This is a genomic window from Vibrio sp. SCSIO 43137 (assembly GCF_028201475.1).
Classification (GTDB): Bacteria; Pseudomonadota; Gammaproteobacteria; order Enterobacterales; family Vibrionaceae; genus Vibrio.
The window spans coordinates 2795461-2820453 of record NZ_CP116383.1; the positions used below are offsets into that span (position 1 = coordinate 2795461).

The following is a 24993-nucleotide window of genomic DNA, read 5'->3' on the forward strand; positions in this document are numbered from 1 at the left end:
CTAACATAAGATTAGTTGGCTTTTATTAGTATAAATTAGTTTACAGGCGTTCTGTTAACCAGTCGCTGACAGATTCCAGTGCTGCCGGTAGTGCTGAAGCATCTGTACCACCAGCCTGAGCCATATCAGGTCTGCCGCCACCTTTACCACCTACCTGCTGGGCAACCATATTCACCAGCTCACCCGCTTTAACTTTAGAAGTCAGGTCTTTCGTTACACCAGCAATCAGGCCAACTTTATCACCGGAAACATTACCCAACATGATAATGCCGCTGCCGATCTGGTTCTTAAGCTCATCAACCATACCGCGAAGTGCTTTATTATCAGCGCCATTAAGCTGGCTAACCAGTACTTTAACACCAGAAATCTCGACAACTTTGCTGGCCAGATTTGCACTCTCCTGAGAAGCCAGCTTATCTTTCAGTTGCTGAATCTCTTTTTCAAGAGCCTTGGCCTTAGACACCATATCTGCAACTTTGCTTTCATACTGCTCATGCTGTGCATCTAGGGTATCCAGCGCAGCTTCACCGGTAACCGCTTCAATACGACGAATACCCGCAGCAATACCACCTTCAGAAGTGATCTTAAACAGACCGATATCACCGGTATTATTAGCGTGAATACCACCACAAAGCTCGGTAGAGAAATCGCCCATTGAAAGTACACGAACTTCATCGTCATACTTCTCACCAAACAGAGCCATTGCGCCTTTCGCTTTAGCTGACTCGATATCCATGATGTCGGTAGCAATAACATGGTTGCGACGCACTTCGGCGTTTACAAGACGCTCAACTTCTTTCAGCTCTTGTGGCTTAACCGCTTCTAAATGAGAGAAGTCAAATCTTAGATGATCCGGCTTAACCAGCGAGCCTTTCTGCATAACATGCTCACCAAGTACACGGCGCAAGGCTTCATGTAGCAAGTGAGTGGCTGAGTGGTTTAGTGAAGTGGCTGCACGGCGTTCTGCATCGACATGAGCGCTGACAGCATCACCTTTCGCCAGTACACCTTCTACAAGTTCACCGTGATGTGCAATTGCGTGACCCAGTTTATGAGTATCATCGACCTTAAATAGGCCTGATTCAGTTTTGATAACACCTGTGTCACCACACTGGCCACCAGACTCAGCATAGAAAGGTGTTTTCTCAAGGATCAAAATAGCTTTATCACCGGCAGACAGGCTGTCCACCTCGTTGCCGGAAGCAAATAAACCAACAACCGCAGATTTGTCCTCTGTTCCTTGGTAACCACTAAACTCACTGGAAGAGTCCACCTTAATCACTTCGTTGTAGTCGGTGGCAAACTGTCCTGCTTCGCGGGCACGCTGACGCTGTGCTTCCATCGCTTTCTCGAAGCCAGCTTCATCGATAGTAAACTCTCTTTCACGAGCTACATCGTTAGTCAGATCCGCAGGGAAGCCGTAGGTATCGTACAGTTTAAATACTGTTTCACCGTCCAGAACTTTGCCGTCAAGGTTATCCAGCGCTTCGTTGAGAATCACCATGCCACGTTCAAGAGTACGGCCGAAGTTCTCTTCTTCGATTCGCAGTACTTTCTCAACCATAGCCTGCTGCTTCTTCAGCTCGCTACCTGCACTACCCATAACGTCAGCAAGAACACCAACCAGTTTATGGAAGAATGCACCTTGCGCACCAAGCTTATTACCGTGACGAACCGCGCGACGGATAATACGGCGAAGAACGTAACCACGGCCTTCGTTAGACGGCATCACACCATCAACAATCAGGAAGGCACAAGAACGGATATGGTCAGCAACAACGCGCAGAGACTGGTTAGAAAGATCTTGGTAACCCGTTACTTCAGCAGCAGCTTTGATCAGAGTCTGGAATACATCAATCTCATAGTTTGAGTGAACGCCCTGCATAATGGCAGCAATACGCTCAATACCCATACCTGTATCTACTGCCGGCTTAGGCAGAGGTTCCATGGTACCGTCTGATTGACGGTTGAACTGCATAAATACGTTATTCCAGATCTCAATAAAGCGATCGCCATCTTCTTCAGGAGTACCCGGACGGCCGCCCCAGATATGTTCGCCATGATCATAGAAGATCTCAGTACATGGACCACAAGGGCCGGTATCACCCATCTGCCAGAAGTTGTCAGACTCGTAAGGTTTACCACCTTTTTTATCACCAATGCGGACAATACGATCGGCAGGAATGCCCATCTTTTTGTTCCACAGTTCGAAAGCTTCATCATCAGTCTGATATACAGTTACCAGCAGACGCTCTTGCGGCAGCTTAAGTACATCGGTCAGAAATTCCCACGCATATGCGATGGCATCTTCTTTGAAATAGTCGCCAAAACTAAAGTTACCCAACATTTCAAAAAAGGTGTGGTGGCGGGCGGTAAAGCCTACATTCTCAAGGTCATTATGTTTACCACCGGCACGAACACAACGTTGTGCACTGGTTGCACGCGTATAGGCGCGCTTTTCTGAACCTAAAAAGCAGTCTTTAAACTGGTTCATACCTGCGTTAGTAAACAGCAATGTTGGATCATTGGCCGGAACTAACGAAGAACTTTCTACAATCTGATGTCCTTTGTCTTCAAAGAACTTAAGAAACGCACGGCGTATCTCGTCGGTGCTCATGTACATGCGACTCTTCCTGAAAATCTTGAGATGGGTTTCGGGCAAAAATTGCCCATAACTAGTTATTTGGCGGGTATTGTAAATCAAGGGAAGAAAATAGCCTAATTTTCTTCATAGAAAGGGCGGTGAATTAAAAGTTAGCTTACTCTTGCTCTGACAGGGCGTAATTTATCTGCTCAAAATCAAATCCGCGATACTGCAGAAAACGTACTTGTTTTGCATACTCTTTTTGATCTTTTGCTTTCACTCCCTTGAACTTCTTAAGCGCGACATTTTTTGCTAACTGGTACCAGTCTGGCTCTTCTTCATCAAAAGCGAGGTTAATATCCGTTTCTGCCACTCTTTTTAATTTTAGATCCTGAAAGACTCTCAACTTGCCGTTGCCTTTACTGATGTGTTGCCGGATCTGACTCCTTGCGTATCGGAGATCATCCAGATAGTTACTGTCCAGACAAAACTGAATGGCGCTTTCTACCTCCTCTGCCTCATACCCCTTTGTAGCCAGCTTTTGTGCTAACTCATATACACCGTGATCTCTGCGGCTTAGCAGATAAATCGCACTCTCTTTAGCAGAGTATTTGGGTGGGTTGGTTTTATACATAATCGGATATCAGGACTAAAAAGCCCCGCAATTCGAGGCTTTTCTAACAGGAGAGAAGAGGTTTATAGCTCTTCTTGTGGCAGGTCTTGCTCTGAGTTGTCATCTTCTTCAAGCTGAACAGGAGCAAGCAGCATTTCACGCAGTTTAGTATCAATCTCCAGGGCAGCTTGCGGGTTCTCACGTAAGAACTTACATGCATTCGCTTTACCCTGACCAATCTTGTCACCGTTGTAGCTGTACCATGCACCCGCTTTTTCTACCAGCTTGTTCTTAACACCCAGATCGATCAGCTCACCTTCGCGGTTAAAGCCTTTACCGTAAAGAATCTGAGTTTCAGCCTGCTTAAATGGCGCTGCAATCTTGTTCTTAACAACCTTAATACGAGTTTCGTTACCAACAACCTCATCGCCTTCTTTGATAGAGCCGGTACGACGAATATCCAGACGAACAGAAGCGTAGAACTTAAGCGCGTTACCACCAGTTGTGGTTTCAGGGTTACCAAACATTACACCAATCTTCATACGGATCTGGTTAATGAAGATACACATACAGTTAGACTGCTTAAGGTTACCTGTCAGCTTACGCATCGCCTGAGAAAGCATACGAGCCTGCAGACCCATATGGCTGTCACCCATCTCACCTTCAATTTCAGCTTTTGGTGTCAGGGCAGCAACGGAGTCAACAACCAGTACGTCAATAGCGCCTGAACGTGCTAGTGCGTCACAGATTTCCAGAGCTTGCTCACCGGTATCAGGCTGAGAAACCAGCAGTGAATCAATATCAACACCCAGTTTTTTAGCATAGATTGGATCCAGCGCGTGCTCGGCATCAACGAAGGCACAAGTTTTACCCGCACGTTGAGCAGCTGCAATCAATTCAAGTGTCAGAGTAGTTTTACCTGAGCTCTCCGGACCGTACACTTCAACAATACGTCCCATTGGCAGGCCACCGGCACCCAGTGCGATATCCAGTGAAAGAGAACCTGTTGAGATAGTTTCTACATCCATGGTGCGATTATCACCAAGACGCATGATAGAACCTTTACCAAACTGCTTTTCTATCTGACCAAGAGCCGCTGCCAGCGCCTTCTGTTTATTCTCGTTCATTACTTTCTCCGACTATTTTAACTGTCTGGTTATTCTGTAAAGAGGAAATGGCCAAATGCCACCGGAACATAATTCAGCTGTTCCTTTCTCAAAGTGGCTTGAGTATATACTGTTGATTCATACAGTGTCTACACCTGTATAAGGATTTTTTTATTCTTCCGGCTCACTTCACCATGACGTAGCGATTTTAACTAGAGACCTGACACCTTCTCTTATGGTGTAATGGCGAAAAAGGAGTGGAAAGTATATGGATATACGTTTTGAACAGCTGCAGGTGCAAACGGCGGCTAGTGACTTACACATAGAGCAATGGCAAGTAGATAAGGGGCAGTCATGGGCTATCTTCAGTACCGATGGCGATGTCGGCGCTCTGATCGGAGATTTACTCTGTGGAGAGCTGGAATACTCCCAAGGAAGCATAACCACTAATAACCTGCTTATTTCTCAGGTCTCCCTCTCTCAGCAGCAGAGATTGCTGGAAGCCGAACTGGCCAATGACGATACCGATTTTCTCGACCGTGTCGATACCGGAAGCTCGGTACAGTCACTAATTGAACAGATCTCTACGTCAGGACAACTTACAGAGACACTCATTAACGAGCTGGATTTAGTCCATCTGAAACAGAGCGGTTTTCGTGAACTTTCTACCGGAGAAACCCGCAGGGTGATGTTAGCAAGAGCGCTGGCTGTTGAGCCTGACTTTCTGGTACTGGACGAACCTTATGCCGGGCTGGATATCAAACACAGGCAAACTCTACAGGGCTATTTGCAGAAACTTTCGCAGAGAATAACGCTGCTACTCACCGTTTCACGAGAACAGGAAATACCTGAATGGGTCGATCATATCGCTCTGTTTGATAAAGGCACGCTGGTAGAGAAAATGAACCGCCAGAGCTGGATTAATCATCCGGTAATCAGCCAGATCAAAGCTCAGTCTGAGAGCGCATCAGCAGAGATAATGGAACTGATGCATAAGTATCAGCATAACTCTCCGTTTAATGATCCGCTATTCCAGCTTACTGACGGCAAAGTAACTTATACAGAAAAAACTATTTTATCCGGCATCAACTGGCGGATAAACAATGGCGAACACTGGCAGATACGCGGCCCGAACGGCTGTGGCAAAAGTACTCTTCTTGGGCTTATTTTCGGCGATCACCCGCAATGTTACAGCAATGATATAAAGATATTTGGCCGGCAAAGAGGCTCAGGGGAAACCATCTGGCAGATAAAGCAGCATATCGGAATGGTCTCTTCCTCCCTGCATCTGCAATACAGGGTGAACTGCGCTGCATTAGACGTAGTGTTGTCCGGTTTTTATGACTCCATTGGTCTCTATTCTCAGCCGACTAAAAAAGAAATAGAAATAGCCAAAGAGTGGCTGGCTATTTTGCATATGAGTCATCTGGAGAAAGTCTCCTTCAGGCAGCTTGATTACAGTCAGCAACGTCTGTTATTGATAGCAAGGGCTCTGGTTAAACAGCCAGCTCTATTGATTCTTGATGAGCCCTATCAGGGGCTGGACTATTTTGGCCGGCGACTTGTAATGAGCACGCTAGATATTATTGCCCGTGAAAATCTGAGTCAGCTACTTTATGTATCCCACTATGAAGAAGATAGTCTTAGTAGTATCCACAATTACGTTGATTTTATTGCGCAGAGCGACAATCAGGAGTATCAGGTAGAAATTCGTTCAGAACAGTCCGCTTAGCTGACTCAAACTCTATTTTAAAGCATTAAAAAACCCGCTATAACGTTAGCGGGTTTTTACTTTAAAGGAGAAAAGTTAAGCCATGCTCTGGCGAACCTTCTCGTGTAACTCCTGGACAGAAGTTACTGTATTTCTGTCATCTGCAGTGTGCGACATGCAGGTGGCAAATGCAGCATTCAGCGTGGTGGTGTAGTTCACCTTCTCCTGCAATGCACCTCTGCGAAGCACTTTTGAGTCTTCAATTGCCTGACGACCAGCCGCAGTGTTGATGATGTAGGTGTACTCATTATTCTTGATACGGTCGAGAATATGCGGACGCCCTTCATGTACTTTGTTGACCAACCTAGGGTTAATACCAGCCTCGCCAAGAATAATGGCAGTACCGTGAGTAGCATCCAGTTGGTAACCCAGTTTGGTCAGTTTAGACGCTAAATCAACCACTCTCTGTTTATCATCATTTCTTACGGATAACAGTGCACGACCACCTTCCGGATACTCTTTACCACAACCCAGTTCTGCTTTAGCAAAGGCTTCTGCGAAGGAAGCACCAACACCCATCACTTCACCGGTTGAGCGCATTTCAGGCCCTAACAGAGGATCCACGCCCGGGAACTTGTTAAACGGCAGAACCACCTCTTTAACCGCATAGTAAGGAGGAATAATTTCCTTAGTAAAGCCCTGAGATTGCAGACTTTGCCCAGCCATAACACGTGCAGCTATCTTAGCCAGAGGTGCACCAGTTGCCTTAGAAACAAACGGCACAGTACGGGCTGCCCGAGGGTTAACTTCAATCAGGTAGACCTCATTGTCTTTAACGGCAAACTGAGTGTTCATCAGACCACGCACACCCAGTTCAAAGGCCAGCTTTTCAACCTGTTCGCGCATTACGTCCTGTATTTCCTGACTCAGGGTATAAGCCGGCAGTGAACATGCAGAGTCACCGGAGTGAACGCCCGCCTGCTCAATATGCTCCATAATGCCACCGATAACGACACGCTCACCGTCGCAGATAGCATCGATATCCACTTCTACAGCATCATCAAGGAAGCGATCCAGAAGAACCGGAGACTCATTGGAAACACTAACTGCTTCATTAAAGTAGCGTCTCAGGTCTGACTCGTCATAAACAATTTCCATTGCCCTTCCGCCAAGTACATAGGAAGGACGAACCACCAGCGGGAAACCAATCTCTTTCGATTTTTCCACCGCCTGCTCCATTGTGGTTACCGTGGCATTTTCCGGTTGCTTCAGGTTCAGGCGCTCAACAGCAGCCTGAAAACGTTCACGGTCTTCTGCCCTGTCAATGGCATCCGGGCTGGTTCCGATAATAGGTACTCCGGCCGCTTCAAGCTCGCGGGCAAGTTTCAGTGGCGTCTGTCCGCCATACTGAACAATCACCCCTTTCGGCTTCTCGATTCTGACGATAGAGAGGACATCTTCCAGTGTTACCGGCTCAAAATAGAGGCGGTCAGAAGTATCATAGTCAGTAGAAACCGTTTCCGGGTTACAGTTGACCATAATGGTCTCATAACCATCTTCACGAAGTGCCAGCGAGGCGTGTACACAGCAGTAGTCAAACTCTATGCCCTGACCGATACGGTTAGGACCTCCGCCCAGAACCATAATCTTGTCTTTATCAGTCGGGTTAGCTTCACACTCTTCATCATAAGAAGAGTACATATAAGCGGTATCTGAAGAGAATTCTGCTGCACAAGTATCTACCCGCTTGTAAACAGGGTGGATATCGTACTGATCACGCAGACGACGAATCTCAGTTTCCGCCACACCAAGCAGAGTTGACAGTCGGGTATCTGAGAAGCCTTTACGCTTAAGGTCGCTCAGCAGTTCTTTGTTTAGTCCGGCAAAACCACCCGCTTTCACGCGCTCTTCCTGCTTAACCAGATCTTCAATCTGAACAAGGAACCAACGGTCAATTGCGGTAAGGTTAAATACGCCATCTACTGAAAGACCTGCACGGAATGCATCAGCGATATACCAGATACGGTCAGCTCCGGCTTCTTTCAGCTCATGACGGATCTGAGTCAACGCATCCGGCGCATCCAGATCCACCATCTCATCAAAGCCGGAAACACCAACTTCAAGACCACGCAGGGCTTTTTGCAGAGATTCCTGTTGGTTACGGCCGATAGCCATCACTTCACCAACTGACTTCATCTGAGTGGTCAGACGGTCATTCGCGCCGGCAAATTTTTCAAAGTTAAAGCGTGGGATCTTGGTAACGACATAATCTATGGTTGGTTCAAAGGATGCCGGCGTTGCTCCGCCGGTGATGTCGTTCATCAACTCATCCAAGGTATACCCAATGGCCAGCTTGGCGGCGACTTTTGCAATAGGGAAGCCGGTTGCTTTCGAGGCAAGGGCAGATGAACGGGATACCCGCGGGTTCATCTCAATAATCACCATTCTGCCGTCTTTAGGGTTGATACCGAACTGAACGTTAGAACCGCCCGTTTCTACCCCAATCTCTCGCAATACTGCAAGAGAGGCGTTTCTCATTAGCTGATACTCTTTATCTGTCAGAGTCTGAGCCGGTGCTACTGTGATGGAATCTCCGGTATGGATGCCCATAGGGTCGAAGTTTTCAATAGAGCAGACAATAATGCAGTTGTCATTCTTATCCCTGACCACCTCCATCTCGTACTCTTTCCAGCCGATAAGAGATTCATCAATCAACAGCTCGTTGGTCGGGGAAAGATCCAATCCGCGATGGCAGATCTCTTCAAACTCTTCCTTGTTATAGGCGATGCCACCACCAGTACCACCCATAGTAAAAGAGGGGCGGATAATACAAGGGAAGCCGACCATATCGAGGACTTTGTACGCCTCTTCCATGCTTTTCGCTGTATCTGCGCGCGGACATTCCAGCCCGATAGACTTCATAGCTGCATCAAAACGTGAGCGATCTTCTGCTTTATCTATGGCATCTGCCGTAGCACCTATCATCTCTACGTTATACTTTTCCAGTACACCGTACTTTTCTAACTCTAGTGCACAGTTAAGCGCCGTCTGTCCGCCCATAGTTGGAAGAACTGCGTCCGGACGCTCTTTTTCGATGATTTTAGCTACAACTTCCCAGTGGATAGGCTCAATATAGGTCGCATCCGCCATTTCCGGATCTGTCATTATGGTAGCAGGGTTGGAGTTAACCAGAATAACCCTGTAGCCCTCTTCACGTAGCGCTTTACAAGCCTGAGCACCGGAGTAATCAAACTCACACGCCTGACCGATAACAATCGGGCCGGCACCAAGAATCAGAACACTTTTTATGTCATTACGTTTTGGCATTCTTCTCTACTCCCGCTATGCAGTGTGCTGCTTAATTAGATCGATAAAGTGGTCAAAAAGTGGCGCGGCATCATGTGGCCCCGGGCTTGCTTCCGGATGCCCCTGAAAACTGAATGCCGGTTTATCTGTACGATGAATACCCTGAAGAGAGCCGTCGAACAGTGACTTATGCGTTGCGCGAAGATTGTCTGGCAGGCTCGCTTCATCAGCGGCAAAACCGTGGTTCTGTGAAGTAATCATCACCACATCTCTGTCCAGATCTTTTACCGGGTGGTTAGCACCATGGTGACCAAATTTCATTTTTACTGTTTTTGCACCGGAAGCCAGAGCCAGAATCTGATGTCCCAGACAGATACCAAAGATAGGTAACCCTTTCTCTAAAAAGACTTTAGTTGCTTCAATAGCGTAAGTACATGGCTCCGGGTCTCCGGGACCGTTCGAGAGGAAGACACCATTAGGCTGCATTGCCAATACTTCTTCAGCACTTGTTTCAGCCGGAACAACCGTTAAGCGACAGCCCCTGTCTACCAGCATTCTAAGAATATTTCGCTTTGCACCAAAATCGTAAGCCACTACATGGTAAGGCAACTCGCTGTCACTTTTAGCCTCAGGCAGCCCACCCTGTAAAGTCCATGATCCCTGCTTCCAGCTATAAGCTTCCTGCGTGGTCACTTCTTTTGCCAGATCCATTCCTTTCAGGCCGGGAAACTCTTTCGCTTTTTCAAGAGCCAGCTTTTCATCAAGACTACTGCCGGCAATAATGCAGCCGTTCTGTGCACCTTTTTCCCGCAGAATCCTGGTTAACTTACGGGTATCTATATCAGCGATTCCGACAACATTCTGCCCTTTAAGGTAATCAGACAGCGATTGTTCACTGCGGAAGTTAGACGCCAGAAGCGGAAGATCGCGGATAATCAAACCCTGAGCATGGATTTGAGCAGATTCTTCATCTTCTGAATTAGTTCCAGTGTTTCCGATATGAGGATAGGTGAGAGTAACGATTTGTTGAGAATAGGAAGGATCAGTGAGGATTTCTTGGTACCCCGTCATTGAGGTATTAAAAACGACTTCTCCGACAGAGCAGCCATCCGACCCAATAGACACTCCTTGGAAAACTGTCCCATCTTCGAGGACAAGCATTGCTGACTTTTTCAAGACAACCTCCAGAATAAAAATGCATTATTAATGTATTAATTTGCAATTCTACCTTCCTTTCCGCCAATTACAACAGCTTCATGGAATTTAGACAAATTGGCGGCATTCTAGAGATCTGTGTGAGCCATGTCAATATAAACGCCAATATTTAACCATTAATTTCTAACAACTAAGATAAAAAACCTAAAAATAGACACAAAAACCAACCTTAACTCATTAAAAAACCATGCTTTTAACCAACTTAACTTAAACAGACAAAAACAGGTGCATTAATTTAATGCAGAAACAGTAAAAATTTACGCAAACGTTTATATTTGTAACTTTATCTAAAATAAAAGCAGCTAGAGACAAATACCACAACAAAAGCGGCATTTATCGCATAAAAGATAAGAAAAATAACAAAATTAGCTTAGGAAAAGTAGTCGAGGAAGGAAATGAAAGGTTATGCACCAGAGAACTACTGGTGCATAACTATGTATTTTAGATGTCGTTAAGTCCCAATACATCGGTCATAGTATAGAAACCGGCAGGCTTATCACCTAACCAGACAGCTGCTTTAACGGCACCATTGGCAAAGGTCATACGGTCTGTCGCCTTATGGGTTATTTCAACCCGCTCGCCAATATCAGCAAACATAGCAGTATGCTCACCGACAATATCACCGGCACGGATAGTGGCAAAACCAATTTCGTCTTTGGTTCGTTCTCCGGTAATCCCTTCCCTTGCGTAGACAGCAACATCTTTAAGCTCATTACCCATAGCACCGGCTATAGCTTCACCCATGCCAATTGCAGTTCCGGACGGAGCATCGACTTTATGGCGATGATGAGCTTCAACAATCTCTACATCACAGTAATCACCCATCACTTTGGCAGCCTTTTCCAGTAGTTTAAATACCAGATTTACTCCGACACTGTAGTTGGGAGCCATAACCACAGGAATAACCTGTGCCGCTTTATCAATGATCAGTTTCTCTTCTTCGCTAAAACCGGTTGTGCCGATAACTATGCTCTTATGGTGGTTTTTACACAGCTCAATATTTGCCAGCGTGCTCACCGGGGCAGTAAAGTCGATAATAACGTCAAAATCCTGAATACTTTTTTCCAGACTATCGACCAGAAAAACTTTAAACTGACCTTCTCCGCAAAGTTCACCGACATCAACGCCGACTAAAGAAGATTCCGGTCTTTCTGATGCGGCACCGACAGCAGCCTGAGAATTATGGTGGGTCGCCTTAACCAGATTGCGGCCCATACGACCTGCTGCTCCTGCAATCGCAATTCGAATCATTGCGTGTACTCCATTTATTGAGGGAAAATTTAATGTAACTGAAACAGTTTAGTGCTTCAACGACTTTCAGTAACTGAAGCAGAACATAGCTAAGGGTTCAATATCTGCTGCAGAACAGGCAGGTTTGCCTCAGGAAACTCATAATCAGCTAAATCAGCAATGGCCACCCACTCCCCTTGCTGTCCCTCTTTTCCGTATGGCTGATTTTCAAAATCATCGATCCGGTAGAAATCAAACGTCAGAGATTTATCCGGATAATCATAATCAAGGTGAGAAAAGTGAGATAATTCAGTAACCCTGATATCTATCTCTTCAAAAAGCTCCCTGCATATTGCCTGCTCCGTAGTCTCACCCTGCTCTACTTTTCCTCCCGGAAACTCCCAGAAACCTCCCTTATGCAGATGATCCGGACGTTTTGTTATATAGATTTTGTCTTTTGCCGGATTAAAAATGACTCCGGCAACAATATGAATTCGCTTCATCGTTTACCTCAGTTAAAAAAAGAGCTGCGAAAGCAGCTCTTTTCAAAAATTATCTCAGCAAGTCAGTTTAAGCAATCTTACCGTGACACTGTTTATACTTCTTACCTGAACCACAAGGACACGGCTCATTACGTCCGACTTTGCGGGTCTCACGTACCATTGGCTGTTGCGAGTCACCCTGTTCTTCACCATCAGCTAACTGATTTTCTGCCGTCTGATGCTGGAACTGCTGACGACGGGCTGCTTCTTCAGCTTGTGCCCTGCGCTGCTCTTCCATACGCTCAACTTCTTCCTGCTGCTGAACACGTACCTTACTCAGGATCATCACAACATCAAACTTAAGGGTTTCAAGCAGATTTTCGAACAGTTCGAAAGATTCACGCTTATATTCCTGCTTAGGGTTCTTCTGCGCATAACCACGCAGGTGGATACCCTGACGAAGGTGATCCATCGCCGCCAGATGCTCTTTCCATAAGTTATCAAGGGTCTGAAGCATAACGGATTTTTCGAAGTTACGCAGAACCTGCTCACCAACCGTTGCTTCTTTAGACTTATAAACCTCTACCGCAGAATCTACGATGCGCTCACGCAGTGTCTCTTCGTAAAGCTTATCGTCAGCATCCAGCCACGCCTGAATATCAAGCTCAAGATCGAAGTCATTCTTCAGACGATCCTGCAAGCCGGCGATATCCCACATATCTTCCAGAGATTGTGGCGGAATATATTCGTCAATCACTGAACTGAATACATCCTGACGGTTATGCTCAATCATCTCGCTGATATCATCAACGCTCATCAGCTCGTCACGCAGTTCATAAACCACTTTACGCTGATCATTCGCTACGTCATCGTAGTCAAGAAGCTGTTTACGGATATCGAAGTTACGGCCTTCTACCTTGCGCTGAGCTTTCTCAATAGAACGCGACAGCATACGGCTTTCAATCGCTTCACCCTCTTCCATACCGCTCTGGATCAGACCAGCCATACGATCTGAGGTAAAGATACGTAACAGGGAATCTTCCATAGAAAGATAGAAGCGGGAAGAACCGGCATCACCCTGACGGCCTGAACGACCACGTAGCTGGTTATCGATACGACGGGATTCGTGACGCTCTGTACCTATAATGTGTAAGCCGCCTGACTCCAGCACTTTATCGTGCAGAACCTGCCACTCTTGTTTGATCTTTTCGATCTGCTCTTCACTTGGGTTATCCAGCTTAGCAATATCGGCCTGCCAGCTACCACCAAGAACAATATCGGTACCACGGCCGGCCATGTTAGTGGCAATGGTTACTGCAGAAGGCGCACCGGCGTAAGCAACAATGTCCGCTTCCTGTTCGTGGAACTTAGCATTCAGAACGTTGTGTTTGATTTTAGCTTTCTTAAGCGCGTTTGAAAGTAGCTCTGATTTTTCAATAGAGACGGTACCAACAAGAATTGGCTGACCTTTAGCTACGCGCTCTTTGATATCTTCAATAATCGCATCAAATTTCTCTGACTCAGTACGGTAAACCACGTCAGCCATGTCATCACGAACCATTGGTTTATTGGTCGGAATAACAACGGTTTCAAGTCCATAGATTGACTGGAATTCGAACGCTTCAGTATCAGCTGTACCTGTCATACCTGACAGTTTTTCATACAGACGGAAGTAGTTCTGGAAGGTAATGGAAGCCAGTGTCTGGTTTTCATTCTGAATTTTAACGCCTTCTTTCGCTTCAACCGCCTGATGCAGACCCTCTGACCAGCGACGCCCAGGCATAGTACGACCGGTATGCTCATCAACGATAATCACTTCACCGTCTTTCACGATATAGTCAACGTCTTTTTCAAATAGTACATGAGCACGCAGAGCAGCATTAACATGGTGCAGCAGGCTGATATTAGCCGGAGAGTAAAGTGTATCTCCCTCTTCCATCAAGCCATTCTTAGTAAGAAGCTCTTCTACAAACTCCTGACCAGTTTCTGTCAGGTGCACCTGCTTAGATTTTTCGTCCAGAGTGTAGTGACCATCACCGCGATACTCTTCTGTATCTTCCTCTTCCTGTCTTTCCAGATTCGGGATAAGAGTGTTAATACGGGTGTATAGCTCTGAACTATCTTCAGCAGGACCAGAGATGATTAACGGAGTACGTGCTTCATCGATAAGAATTGAGTCCACCTCATCCACTACGGCGAAGAAGCGCTCGCGCTGTACGCGGTCTTCATTACGAAACGCCATATTGTCACGAAGATAATCGAAGCCAAACTCGTTGTTTGTTCCGTACAGGATGTCACACTGGTAAGCTTGTTGTTTCTCAGGTGGTGCCATATTTGGCACGTTTACACCAACAGACATACCTAAGAATTCAAATAGAGGGCGGTTAGTTTCGGCATCGCGTCGTGCCAGATAGTCGTTCACTGTTACAATGTGAACCCCTTTGCCCGGCAGGGCATTCAGGTATGCCGACAGCGTTGCCGTCAGGGTTTTACCTTCACCAGTACGCATTTCCGCAATCTGGCCAGAGTTCAGAACCATACCACCAATAAGCTGCACATCGAAATGACGCATACCAAACACACGTTTTGATGCTTCACGCACTGTCGCAAATGCTTCAGGCAACAGTTGATCCAGGTTTTCACCTTTTTCCAGACGCTCACGAAACTCAACAGTTTTCGCTTTAAGCTCGTCATCCGAAAGAGCCTCAAATTCAGGCTCGTAATTATTAATCTGTTTTACAATCTTTTTTAACCGACGCAAAGTTCGATCATTGCGACTGCCAACAACCTTTGTCAGTAGCTTAGTTATCATTTTCTGTGGATCTCATGTTGTCAGGCATTCTGCCTAGCTAGTATTTGAATTCTTTGTCTCTGTCTAACCCGAAACGATCTGATAAAGATATTGTGGTTACTTTCTACAAATTCAAGTCTTGGTTTATAAAGGATCTCAGTATATTAAGCGATAATTTCCCCGAGCTCCATTAAGATCAAAATTTGTTTGAGCCGGATGGGATTTTTTTGCCAGATCGAACACTATCAGAGCAATAAAGCACCAATGCAGGGCTTAGTTGGCTTGATAAGGTGATTCAATGGAGCCGTCTGCTTAGGGCGGGCGATAGGATGGTGGCACAATCTGACGAATTTCAGACATAAAAAAACCAGACAGTAATGTCTGGTTTTCTCTGTTACCTGGTTTTTAAGCCAGAACCATATTTGGTTCAGCAAAGGCGACCGGAGAACCTACTTCTTCTTCGAATGTTGCCCATTCCCACGCTTCCTGATCAGCCAATACTGCTCTTAGTAGTTGGTTATTCAGGGCATGGCCGGATTTATAGGCACGCAGTTCACCAACAATACTATGGCCGCACATGTACAAATCACCAATGGCATCCAGTACTTTGTGGCTGACAAACTCATTGTCGAATCGCAGACCTTCTTCGTTCAGAATACGGTATTCATCCAGAACGATAGCACAATCAAAGCTCCCTCCCAGACAAAGGTTCTGAGACTGAAGGTACTCGATATCACGCATAAAACCAAAGGTTCTTGCACGGGAGATATCTTTTACAAAAGCATTCGAGGAAAAGTCGAATAGAAGGTGTTGCTCGTCTGCTTCAATGGCCGGGTGGTTAAACTCGATAGCGAAATCCATACGGAATCCGTTATAAGGCACAAGTTCTGCCCACTTATCACCATCTTCAAAACGAACTGGCTTTTTAATGCGGATAAAGCGCTTAGGTGCATTCAGTGTCTGAATGCCCGCAGACTGAAGAAGATAGACAAACGGGCTAGCGCTGCCATCCATAATCGGAATTTCCGGAGCGTCTACTTCAACAATAACATTGTCGATACCCATTCCTGCTAATGCAGCATTCAGGTGCTCAACTGTTGAGATTCGCACACCTTCATCATTAACCAGTGCGGTACATAACATGGTATCGCGAACGGACTCTGGATCAGCGGGAAAATCAACGGCTGGTTGTAAATCAGTTCTGCGGTAGATAATACCTGTATTGGCAGCTGCCGGACGCAAGGTAAGCGTAACTTTACGGCCGGAGTGTAAACCAACTCCCGTCGTTTTTACGATTTCTTTCAGAGTACGTTGTCTGATCATCTACCTTGCCTCAAGTCTATTGCTACAAATCACGGCCAGTATTAAAACTGACCGCGGATACTATCATAAATTTGATGTCTGTCAAATTTATTGGCTTTTCTATCAGTCAGCCTGACGTCGTAGAAATGCCGGTATATCTAAATAGCCACTTTCCTTGTCCGCCTTCGGTGCCGCACTTTGGCCAGATGTTGCCGCTGTGTGACCAGAATTTGACGGTGCTACAGGTTGCGGTTTTGCCTCTTCAGTTTTATGCAAAGGCTGTGCCGCTTTAGGTTCTGTTTTAGCTGCTACAGGCTGCTGTACAGTCTGAGGCGCTGCTGCCGGTTTTGGCTTAGCCGCAGAGCCGGCAACTAAAGTAATTTCTGGTTTCTTCTCACTTCCGATGCCCGTTGCAACTACTGTTACGCGGAACTCATCAGACATATCCGGATCCAGTGAAGTACCAATTACCACTGTCGCATTATCAGATGCAAATGCCTTAACCGTATTACCGACAGTTTCAAACTCATCCAGGCGCATATCCAAACCAGCGGTAATATTCACCAGCACGCCTCGTGCACCTGCCAGATCGATATCTTCCAGTAGCGGAGAGGAGATCGCCGCTTCTGCTGCTTCTTCTGCTCTCTCTTCGCCTTTTGCAACGCCGCTGCCCATCATGGCATGACCCATTTCTGACATTACGGTTCTAACGTCTGCAAAGTCGACGTTAATCATGCCCGGACGAGTAATCAGTTCAGCAATACCCTGAACGGCATTCTTTAGTACGTCGTTGGCATAACCAAAGGCTTCCAGAAGAGTGACACTCCGGCCGTAAACTTTAAGCAGTTTTTCGTTCGGAATAGTAATTAAAGAATCTACATGCTTAGACAGTTCTTCAATACCCTGCTCTGCAAATGCCAGTCGCTTTTTACCTTCAAAACCAAATGGCTTAGTTACTACGGCAACAGTCAGGATGTTTAGTTCCTTTGCCACTTCTGCAATAACAGGAGCAGCACCTGTGCCTGTACCGCCGCCCATACCGGCCGCGATAAATACCATATCGGCACCAGTAATGCTTTCTTTAATTTTTTCTCTGTCTTCGAGAGCTGAATCACGACCAACCTGAGGGTTAGCACCAGCACCAAGCCCTTTAGTAATATCACCACCAATCTGGATAACACTACTTACGCTGGTTTTACGCAGTGCTTGTGCATCAGTGTTTACACTAATGAACTCCACACCTTCGATGGATTCACGAACCATATGTTCTACAGCGTTACCGCCACCACCACCAACTCCAACGACTTTAATTACGGCATCGTCAGACATTTCCATCATCGGTTCAAACATGTGTTTTCTCCGTTTTTCCTGCTCTCAGGTTAAAACTCTTTTTGTATCCAATTACGCATTCTACTAAAAACAGAGCCCAGAGAGGAACGTTTTGGTTCATTATATTCACCATCGTCATTAATCTGACTCTCTTTTGCGTAATGAAGTAATCCAACTGCCGTAGAATGATACGGCTCTTTTACATAATCGGTAAGCCCGCTGACCTCCAGAGGTTTACCGACCCTAACTCGATTCGCGCCAAATACGCGCTCTGCGCATTCAACTAAACCTTCAATTTGTGCTGCGCCGCCGGTTAATACCACCCCGGCAGCCAGGTGATGTTTAATACCATCATCACGTAATTTAGTCTGTACAGAGTTGACTGACTGGTTGATAAAGCCCATAAGTTCTGCATAACGCGCTTCGATCACTCCCGATAGTTCCTGACGCTTAAGCGTTCTTGAAGGTCGTCCACCGACACTCGGAACATTAACGGTATCATCTTTACTCACCAACTCACTCAATGCACAGCCATATTTCACTTTTATCTCTTCAGCATCCCCTACCGGAGTACCAAAAGCAAAAGCAATATCACTGGTGACCGCATTCCCTGCATAAGAGAAAACTTCAGTGTGGCGCAGTGCTCCTCCGGTCCAGATGGAGACATCCATAGTACCGGCGCCAATATCCACTACACAGACACCCAGTTCGCGCTCATCTTCAGTGATAACGGCGTTACTTGATGCTAAACCTGAAAAGACCAGTTGCTCAACTTTCAGGCCACATCTTTCAACTGCCTTTATTATATTTCTCGCCATGTCGCTGTGACAGGAGATAAGGTGCACACTCACTTCCATGCGCACCCCTGATAATCCTAGCGGATTTTTTATCCCTTCCTGATAATCTATGGTGAATTCCTGCGGGATAACATGCAAAATCCGCTGTTCGTCACCAATTTTTATCGATTTCGCGGTATGGATCGCCCTGTCCATATCGTCCTGAGACACTTCTTCATCAGAAATGGTCCCCATTCCTTTCTCAATCCGGCTGGCGATATGCCTGCCCGACAGAGAGATATAGACATTATTGATTTTACATTCGGCCATTAGTTCAGCTTGATCAACGGCACGCTGAACCGACTTCACTACTGACTCAAGGTCGTTTACACCACCTTTATCCATTCCGCGGGAAGGACTACTTCCCGCACCGATAATATTAATCTGGCCATCGGGTAGGACTTCTCCGACTAAAGCAGACACGCTTGCAGTACCGATATCAAGACCGACAATGATGTTGTCGTCTGCTATTTTAGTCATCTGTGCTCTCTTGTTCTAATTCTTGCTCCGGAAACCAACCCACTGCGGCTCCGGTATCATATCTTAAATCTATATAGCTAACTTTTTCTCTCTGATTACCCAGACGATAATAGAGAGAAACAAAACGTTCAATACGTTCAGTCAGTGAATCCTTACCTAACTCCAGCCGGATTCCGTTATCCAGAATAATTTGCCACGCTCTTCGCTCATTCAGCACTAACGAATCAATGGACAAGCCAAGGGGAGAAAAATAAGGTTCAGCCTGTTGCCAGGTCGATAGTACTGTCCGGCTGCTACCAGCAGGTCCATAAAGTTTTATTTTCTCTGTATTAAGCTCTGCGACATCACCCTGAAATACATCACCAGACTGATTAAGCAGTTCATTTCCGTTCCAGATAGCCGTTGGCTTATGCTCAACTAAATAGATCTTAATAAGATCCGGCCACTGTTTTCTGACGGATGCCTGCGCTACCCAGGGAAGCCCGATAACTGATTGTTGCAGTTCATCGACATCCTGAGTCATAAAAGTTCCGATATAACTGAGTTGGCTCAACGCCTGCTGAACATCGCTGTCGGAAGTATATTCCCGCTCCCCCTGAATAATAACCTTAGACAAAGGCAATCTCTGCTCATCCAGCATCCAGGTTGTGGTCGAATATAATAGGTAGCCGATTAGCAGAATAACAACCGATAAGAAAATCGCCCCCAAAATATACTGCTTAGTTATTCGCAGCAATAAATCAGGTCTGTTTTTACTTAGCGTATTATTCATATACTCAGTTCTATCGCTTTATGATTATATAAAGCATTCAGTTTAACTAAGGGATTATACTTAGCCGGAACAAAGTATCTAGTCCCACTAGTTGAATATTCGATCTGAAAAGTCGAAAAATAACGCTTTTCGACTCAAGATTAAATTATCAACTATTTTGCATATCATTTTTACGCAATTTTAGCGCCGCTAACTGGCGGGCAACCTTACCAATATCCCCGGCTCCCTGAGTAAGAACTAAATCATTATCCTTCATCAGATTAGCCAGAACGGAAGGCAGGGCATTTGCGTCAGGAACAAACACTGGGTCAATTTTCCCGCGGGCCCTTATGGTACGACATAGAGCACGCGCGTCAGCACCCTGAATCGGTTTTTCACCGGCAGAGTAAACATCCAGCATAATCAGTAGATCAACTTTTTCAAGCACATTGGCAAAGTCATCAAACAGATCACGGGTACGGCTGTAACGGTGAGGCTGGAAGATCATGACCAGACGCTTATCTTCCCAGCCCGCTCTTGCCGCCTGAATGGTAACGTCAACTTCACTTGGGTGATGGCCATAGTCATCAACCAGCATAACCTGATCACCTTCACCAATATCAAATTCACCCAGATGTTCAAAGCGACGTCCGGTACCCTGAGTACCTGCCATCGCTTTTAGTATTGACTCATCATCAATATCATCTTCCGTCGCTACCGCAATCGCTGCGGAAGCGTTCAGGGCGTTATGTCTTCCCGGAATGTTCAGCGTGATATCAAGGGCAGCTCTTCCTTCCCTGATAACGGTAAACTTGCCCTGCTGACCTTCCTGACGGTAATTTTCGATTCTGACATCCGCATCGTCAGAGAAACCATAAGTAATAACCTGACGACTTACTCTTGGGATCAGTTCACGCACAACAGGATCATCAATACACATAATAGCCTGCCCGTAAAATGGCAGGTTATGCAGGAAATCAATAAACGTCTGCTTCAGGGTTTCGAAGTCACCACCATAGGTATCCATATGATCCGCTTCGATGTTGGTCACTATGCTAACCATAGGCTGCAGGTGCAGGAAGGAGGCATCACTTTCGTCCGCTTCTGCTATCAGAATCCGGCTTGAACCAAGGCGTGCGTTAGTTCCGGCGCTCTTCACCAGCCCGCCGTTAACGAATGTTGGATCCAGACCTGCTTCTGAGTAGATCTGAGTAACCAGAGCCGTTGTGGTTGTTTTACCGTGAGTTCCGGCAACGGCGATACCATGCCTGAAGCGCATCAGCTCAGCCAGCATTTCAGCCCTTCTTACTACCGGAATTCTCTTCTGTTTGGCGGCAACCAGCTCAGGGTTATCCTGCTGAATCGCCGTTGAAACGACCACCACGCTGGCTTTGTCTATGTTTGAAGCATCATGGCCGAAATAGATCTCTGCACCTTTGCTGCTTAAACGCTGAGTGACCGGGTTTTCAGACAGGTCAGAACCTGAGATCTGATAACCTTCGTTAAGAAGTACCTCAGCAATGCCACTCATTCCGGCACCACCTATCCCGACGAAATGGATGCATTTAACACGGCGCATCTCCGGCACAATGGCTCTGATTTGGGACAGGTTTTGCGTATGCTCTATAGTCATTCAGTATTTCTCACTTCTCAGCTAATGCAGCAATGGCGTCAGCAACGGTTTTATCGGCGTCCAGTTTCGCCGCCGACCTTGCTTGTCCGGCCATGTACAATAATTCTTCTCGGGACAAACCAGCAATCATATCAGCTAGTTTGTCTGCCGTTAATTGCGGTTGCTCAATCATTCGTGCTGCACCACACTCTACAAGATGATCAGCATTCAGCGCCTGCTGGCGATCTTTGTGCATAAATGGAACGAAGATCGCACCAACACCAGCAGCAGAGACCTCTGAGACCGTTAAAGCACCTGAACGGCAGACCAGCAAGTCAGCCCACTCATATGCACTTGCAACATCATCTATAAATTCTGTTACCTGTGCGTTTTCAACCGCGACTCTCTTATAGTGCTCTGCAACTTCAGTGGCATTGTTTTTTCCTGCCTGATGACGAATCTCAAAACCAGTTCCCAGCTTAGCCATCACTTCAGGAAGAGTTTCATTCAATATCCGTGCTCCCTGACTGCCACCCATCACCAGAATTCTCACCGGGCCGTTTCGTTCAGCCAAACGTTCTGATGGTTCAGCTAGGGCAACAACATCTTCGCGTACCGGATTACCGACCACTTCAGCAGAAGGGAATGCGCCCGGAAACGCCTGAAACACTTTTTTGGCAATACGGGACAACCACTGGTTTGTCATACCGGCTACGGCATTTTGCTCGTGTAGTACGACAGGAATATCTGAAAACCATGCAGCAATACCACCGGGGCCACTAACATAACCGCCCATACCAAGGACAACATCTGGTTGCCACTGTTTGATATGTTTTCTGGCCTGCAAAATCGCATTGGCAATCTGTAAAGGCGCTTTAAGAAGCCGGACAATCCCCTGACCTCTAAGCCCTTTTACCTTAATAAAATCGATCTCAATTCCGTGTTTAGGGACCAGTTCAGCTTCCATCCGGTCTGCGGTACCAAGCCAGCGTATTTCCCAGCCTTGTTGCTGTAACTGCTTAGCCACAGCAAGCCCCGGAAAGACATGTCCTCCGGTACCACCAGCCATCACTAATAGTCGTTTTTTGTTATTCATTTTCTGTAATCTGTTGGTTGTCTAATTCTTGTTCGCTTATTTGCCGCTCGGGCTGACTGACTGCCCGCAACCTGCATTCATGGTCGATCCGTAACAGGATTGAGACGGCGGTCGTCATTATAATCAGGCTGGATCCACCATAACTGATAAGGGGTAATGTCAGCCCTTTTGTCGGTACTATTCCCGCCGAAGCCCCCACATTAACCAGAGACTGGAAGGCAAACCAGATACCGATACCAAACGCCAGATATCCGCCAAACTGGTCTCCGGATTCAAGGGCTTTTTTGCCAATATAAACAGCCTTAAGAACCAGAGAGAAAATCAGCAGCAAAATAAGGGTAACACCGATAAAGCCCAGCTCTTCAGCAATTACAGCGAACACAAAGTCTGTATGGGCTTCCGGCAGGTATTCGAGTTTCTGAACCGAATTTCCCAGCCCCTGTCCCATCCAGTTTCCGCGGCCAAATGCCATCAGAGACTGAGTGAGCTGATAGCCACTGCCAAAGGGATCTTCCCATGGGTCTAAAAACGAGGTTACCCTTCTCATCCGGTAAGGCTCAATCAGTATCAGTACCGCAACACCGGCAATACCCACCATCATTAACGCGATAAACTGCCACAGCTTGGCTCCGGCGATAAATAGCATGGCAAACATGGTTACCAGCATAACGATAACCGTGCCCAAATCCGGCTGACCAAGCAGCAACATAGCTAAAATGGCAAACACAATGATTGGCTTCATAAAGCCGCCAAAGAAAGTTTCTCTCACTTCATCGGCTTTACGTACCAGATAGCCCGCCATAAAGATAAACAGGGACAACTTTGCCACTTCAGCGGGCTGAAGGTTAAATAAACCAAGGGGGATCCAGCGCGAGGCACCATTAACGGATTTACCGGCCACCAGCACCACCACCAGCAGCACAAAGGAAAGGGCAAGTAATACACTGCTGTAACGTAGCCACTTTTCCAGAGGTATCTGCAACACAACAGCAGCCGTTGTAAGGGCAAGGCCGATAAATATTGCGTGGCGGAACATAAAGTGAAACGGCTGTCCCGTTAAGCGGGTACTGATGGGAAATGAAGCTGAAGTCACCATGACCAGACCAATCAACATCAAGCCGAGGGAGATCCAAACTAACTGGCGGTCAAACATCACCGGAGAAGAAGGTTTGCTTCCCCAGTTTACAATGCTATCTGTTAACCGTCTGAGTCTGTTCAAAATGGGCTACCTAAGCGTACTTGTTCGCCAGAGCGGTAAATGCATCACCCCTCGCCATAAAGTTTTTATATTGATCAAAGCTGGCACAGGCCGGAGACAGCATCACCATGTCACCGGGTTTTAGCTCAGTTGCGATAGCCTGAATCGCCTGCTCCATAGTCTGCCAGCGAACCGCTGACGGATGAAGAGACATAAAGGCATCACCATCCTGCCCGTAGCAGTGCAGAGTAAGATTAAGATCAGAGAGTACTTTTTCTAACAGTGAAAAATCGGCTCCCTTGCCGTCTCCACCCACCAGCAGGTGAAGTTTCCCTTCGATCTCAAGGCCGCTAAGTGCAGCAATCGTACTGGCTACATTGGTTGCTTTGGAGTCATTAACCCACTTAACGCCTCGTTTGTCAGCAACCACCTGACTCCGGTGAGTCAGGCCGTTATATTGCTTCAGCCTTTCCAGTGCTGGCTTGTAGTCGACACCAGCACACTCAAGCAGAGCCAGTACCGTAAGCACATTAGCAATATTGTGTTTACCCACCAGATTCAGCTCCGAAGTAGCAAGAATCCGTTGCTGATCCCGTGAAAGATAATCTACACCGTCTAAGGTGGTCAGGCCGAACTGCTCAGAATCCAGACCAAAGGAGACCATGTTCCGGTGCTCCTTATCGGGATAGGTCTCCCTGTCCTGACGGTTAACCACAATAAACTCAGCGTGATCAAATATTCTCAGCTTAGCGTCCCTGTAGGATGGCATACCATCGTACCTGTCCATATGATCTTCAGACAGGTTAAGAAACGCAGCCGCTTTCAGCTGCAGTGAGTGGGTTGTCTCTAGCTGAAAACTTGAAAGCTCCAGTACATAAAGCTCGGTTGAGTCATCCAGCAAATCAAGCGCCGGAACGCCGATATTTCCGCCTACCCCGACATTTATACCGGCCGCTTTTGCCATCTCACCCGTCAGGTCAGTGACAGTACTTTTACCGTTTGAGCCGGTAATCGCCAACACAGGCGCCTTAACGGCCCATGCAAACAGCTCAATGTCACCAACGACTTGTGCGCCATTCTGTATAGCGGCCTGAATTTCAGGAGTCGCAAGAGCAATACCCGGGCTCAGGACAATAAGATCAGCCTGTTGCAGCCACTCTCTGTTCCAGTATCCCTTATGCAGTGAAATTGATTCTGGTAAAGCATCGCTACCCGGCGGATTCGCACGTGTATCAATCACTTTAATGTCAAATTCCTGCCTTAAATTTATAAGGTGCTTAACGACAGAGAGCCCGGTAACACCGAGCCCTGCAACCACTACATGGTTAACACCTTGCCAGCGATCCATCTG

General features: G+C 46.6%; 17 protein-coding genes. 1 reads left to right on the forward strand and 16 read right to left on the reverse strand.

The features are described from left to right. Window positions 1-40: 40 nt before the first annotated feature. The 3 genes from alaS to recA all read right to left on the reverse strand — a co-directional run bounded on the left by alaS (window position 41) and on the right by recA (window position 4324). The gene (gene alaS / locus PK654_RS13100; RefSeq protein WP_271696208.1) at window positions 41-2623 is read right to left on the reverse strand and encodes an alanine--tRNA ligase; all 2583 of its coding nucleotides are present in this window, start codon (window positions 2621-2623) and stop codon (window positions 41-43) included. 136 nt (window positions 2624-2759) lie between these two features. Then, a complete protein-coding gene (recX, locus tag PK654_RS13105; RefSeq protein ID WP_271698883.1) occupies window positions 2760-3221 on the reverse strand; it encodes a recombination regulator RecX in 462 nt (153 codons plus the stop codon). Between the two features lie 59 nt (window positions 3222-3280). Continuing rightward, complete coding sequence (recA, locus tag PK654_RS13110) at window positions 3281-4324, reverse strand: recombinase RecA (RefSeq protein ID WP_271696209.1); 1044 nt, start codon at window positions 4322-4324, stop codon at window positions 3281-3283. 247 nt (window positions 4325-4571) lie between these two features. Between recA and modF the strand changes: the two genes are divergently transcribed. Continuing rightward, window positions 4572-6035, forward strand: coding sequence for a molybdate ABC transporter ATP-binding protein ModF (modF, locus tag PK654_RS13115; protein ID WP_271696210.1), 1464 nt, complete (start codon window positions 4572-4574; stop codon window positions 6033-6035). Window positions 6036-6110: 75 nt separating this feature from the next. On the opposite strand, the gene carB is transcribed toward modF, so the two are convergent. From carB to murD, 13 genes are all read right to left on the reverse strand, one after another. Beyond that, window positions 6111-9341 (reverse strand): carbamoyl-phosphate synthase large subunit, encoded by a 3231-nt coding sequence (gene carB, locus PK654_RS13120; RefSeq protein ID WP_271696211.1) that lies wholly within the window; start codon window positions 9339-9341, stop codon window positions 6111-6113. Between the two features lie 15 nt (window positions 9342-9356). Further along, complete coding sequence (gene carA, locus PK654_RS13125) at window positions 9357-10496, reverse strand: glutamine-hydrolyzing carbamoyl-phosphate synthase small subunit (protein ID WP_271696212.1); 1140 nt, start codon at window positions 10494-10496, stop codon at window positions 9357-9359. 480 nt (window positions 10497-10976) lie between these two features. After that, window positions 10977-11786, reverse strand: a complete 810-nt coding sequence (gene dapB / locus PK654_RS13130) for a 4-hydroxy-tetrahydrodipicolinate reductase (RefSeq protein WP_271696213.1) — start codon at window positions 11784-11786, stop codon at window positions 10977-10979. Window positions 11787-11875: 89 nt separating this feature from the next. Continuing rightward, the gene (mutT, locus tag PK654_RS13135) at window positions 11876-12268 is read right to left on the reverse strand and encodes an 8-oxo-dGTP diphosphatase MutT (RefSeq protein ID WP_271696214.1); all 393 of its coding nucleotides are present in this window, start codon (window positions 12266-12268) and stop codon (window positions 11876-11878) included. 67 nt (window positions 12269-12335) lie between these two features. Beyond that, entirely contained in the window at window positions 12336-15059 is a 2724-nt protein-coding gene (gene secA / locus PK654_RS13140; protein ID WP_271696215.1) for a preprotein translocase subunit SecA, read from the reverse strand. A gap of 384 nt (window positions 15060-15443) precedes the next feature. Further along, the gene (gene lpxC, locus PK654_RS13145) at window positions 15444-16361 is read right to left on the reverse strand and encodes a UDP-3-O-acyl-N-acetylglucosamine deacetylase (protein ID WP_271696216.1); all 918 of its coding nucleotides are present in this window, start codon (window positions 16359-16361) and stop codon (window positions 15444-15446) included. A 102-nt stretch (window positions 16362-16463) separates the two neighbouring features. Further along, entirely contained in the window at window positions 16464-17690 is a 1227-nt protein-coding gene (gene ftsZ / locus PK654_RS13150; protein WP_271696217.1) for a cell division protein FtsZ, read from the reverse strand. 29 nt (window positions 17691-17719) lie between these two features. After that, on the reverse strand, window positions 17720-18985 hold the full coding sequence (ftsA, locus tag PK654_RS13155) for a cell division protein FtsA (RefSeq protein ID WP_271696218.1): 1266 nt from the start codon (window positions 18983-18985) through the stop codon (window positions 17720-17722). Continuing rightward, entirely contained in the window at window positions 18978-19757 is a 780-nt protein-coding gene (locus tag PK654_RS13160) for a cell division protein FtsQ/DivIB (protein WP_271696219.1), read from the reverse strand. The genes ftsA and PK654_RS13160 overlap by 8 nt, the downstream gene beginning before the upstream one ends. Before the next feature lie 148 nt (window positions 19758-19905). Next, on the reverse strand, window positions 19906-21369 hold the full coding sequence (gene murC / locus PK654_RS13165; RefSeq protein ID WP_271696220.1) for a UDP-N-acetylmuramate--L-alanine ligase: 1464 nt from the start codon (window positions 21367-21369) through the stop codon (window positions 19906-19908). A 10-nt stretch (window positions 21370-21379) separates the two neighbouring features. Further along, a complete protein-coding gene (murG, locus tag PK654_RS13170; RefSeq protein ID WP_271696221.1) occupies window positions 21380-22444 on the reverse strand; it encodes an undecaprenyldiphospho-muramoylpentapeptide beta-N-acetylglucosaminyltransferase in 1065 nt (354 codons plus the stop codon). Further along, window positions 22437-23597 carry a cell division protein FtsW gene (gene ftsW / locus PK654_RS13175; RefSeq protein WP_443088749.1) on the reverse strand — a complete coding sequence of 387 codons (1161 nt, stop codon included), beginning with the start codon at window positions 23595-23597 and terminating at the stop codon, window positions 22437-22439. The genes murG and ftsW overlap by 8 nt, the downstream gene beginning before the upstream one ends. Before the next feature lie 76 nt (window positions 23598-23673). Beyond that, window positions 23674-24990 (reverse strand): UDP-N-acetylmuramoyl-L-alanine--D-glutamate ligase, encoded by a 1317-nt coding sequence (murD, locus tag PK654_RS13180; protein WP_271696222.1) that lies wholly within the window; start codon window positions 24988-24990, stop codon window positions 23674-23676. Window positions 24991-24993: the final 3 nt, after the last annotated feature.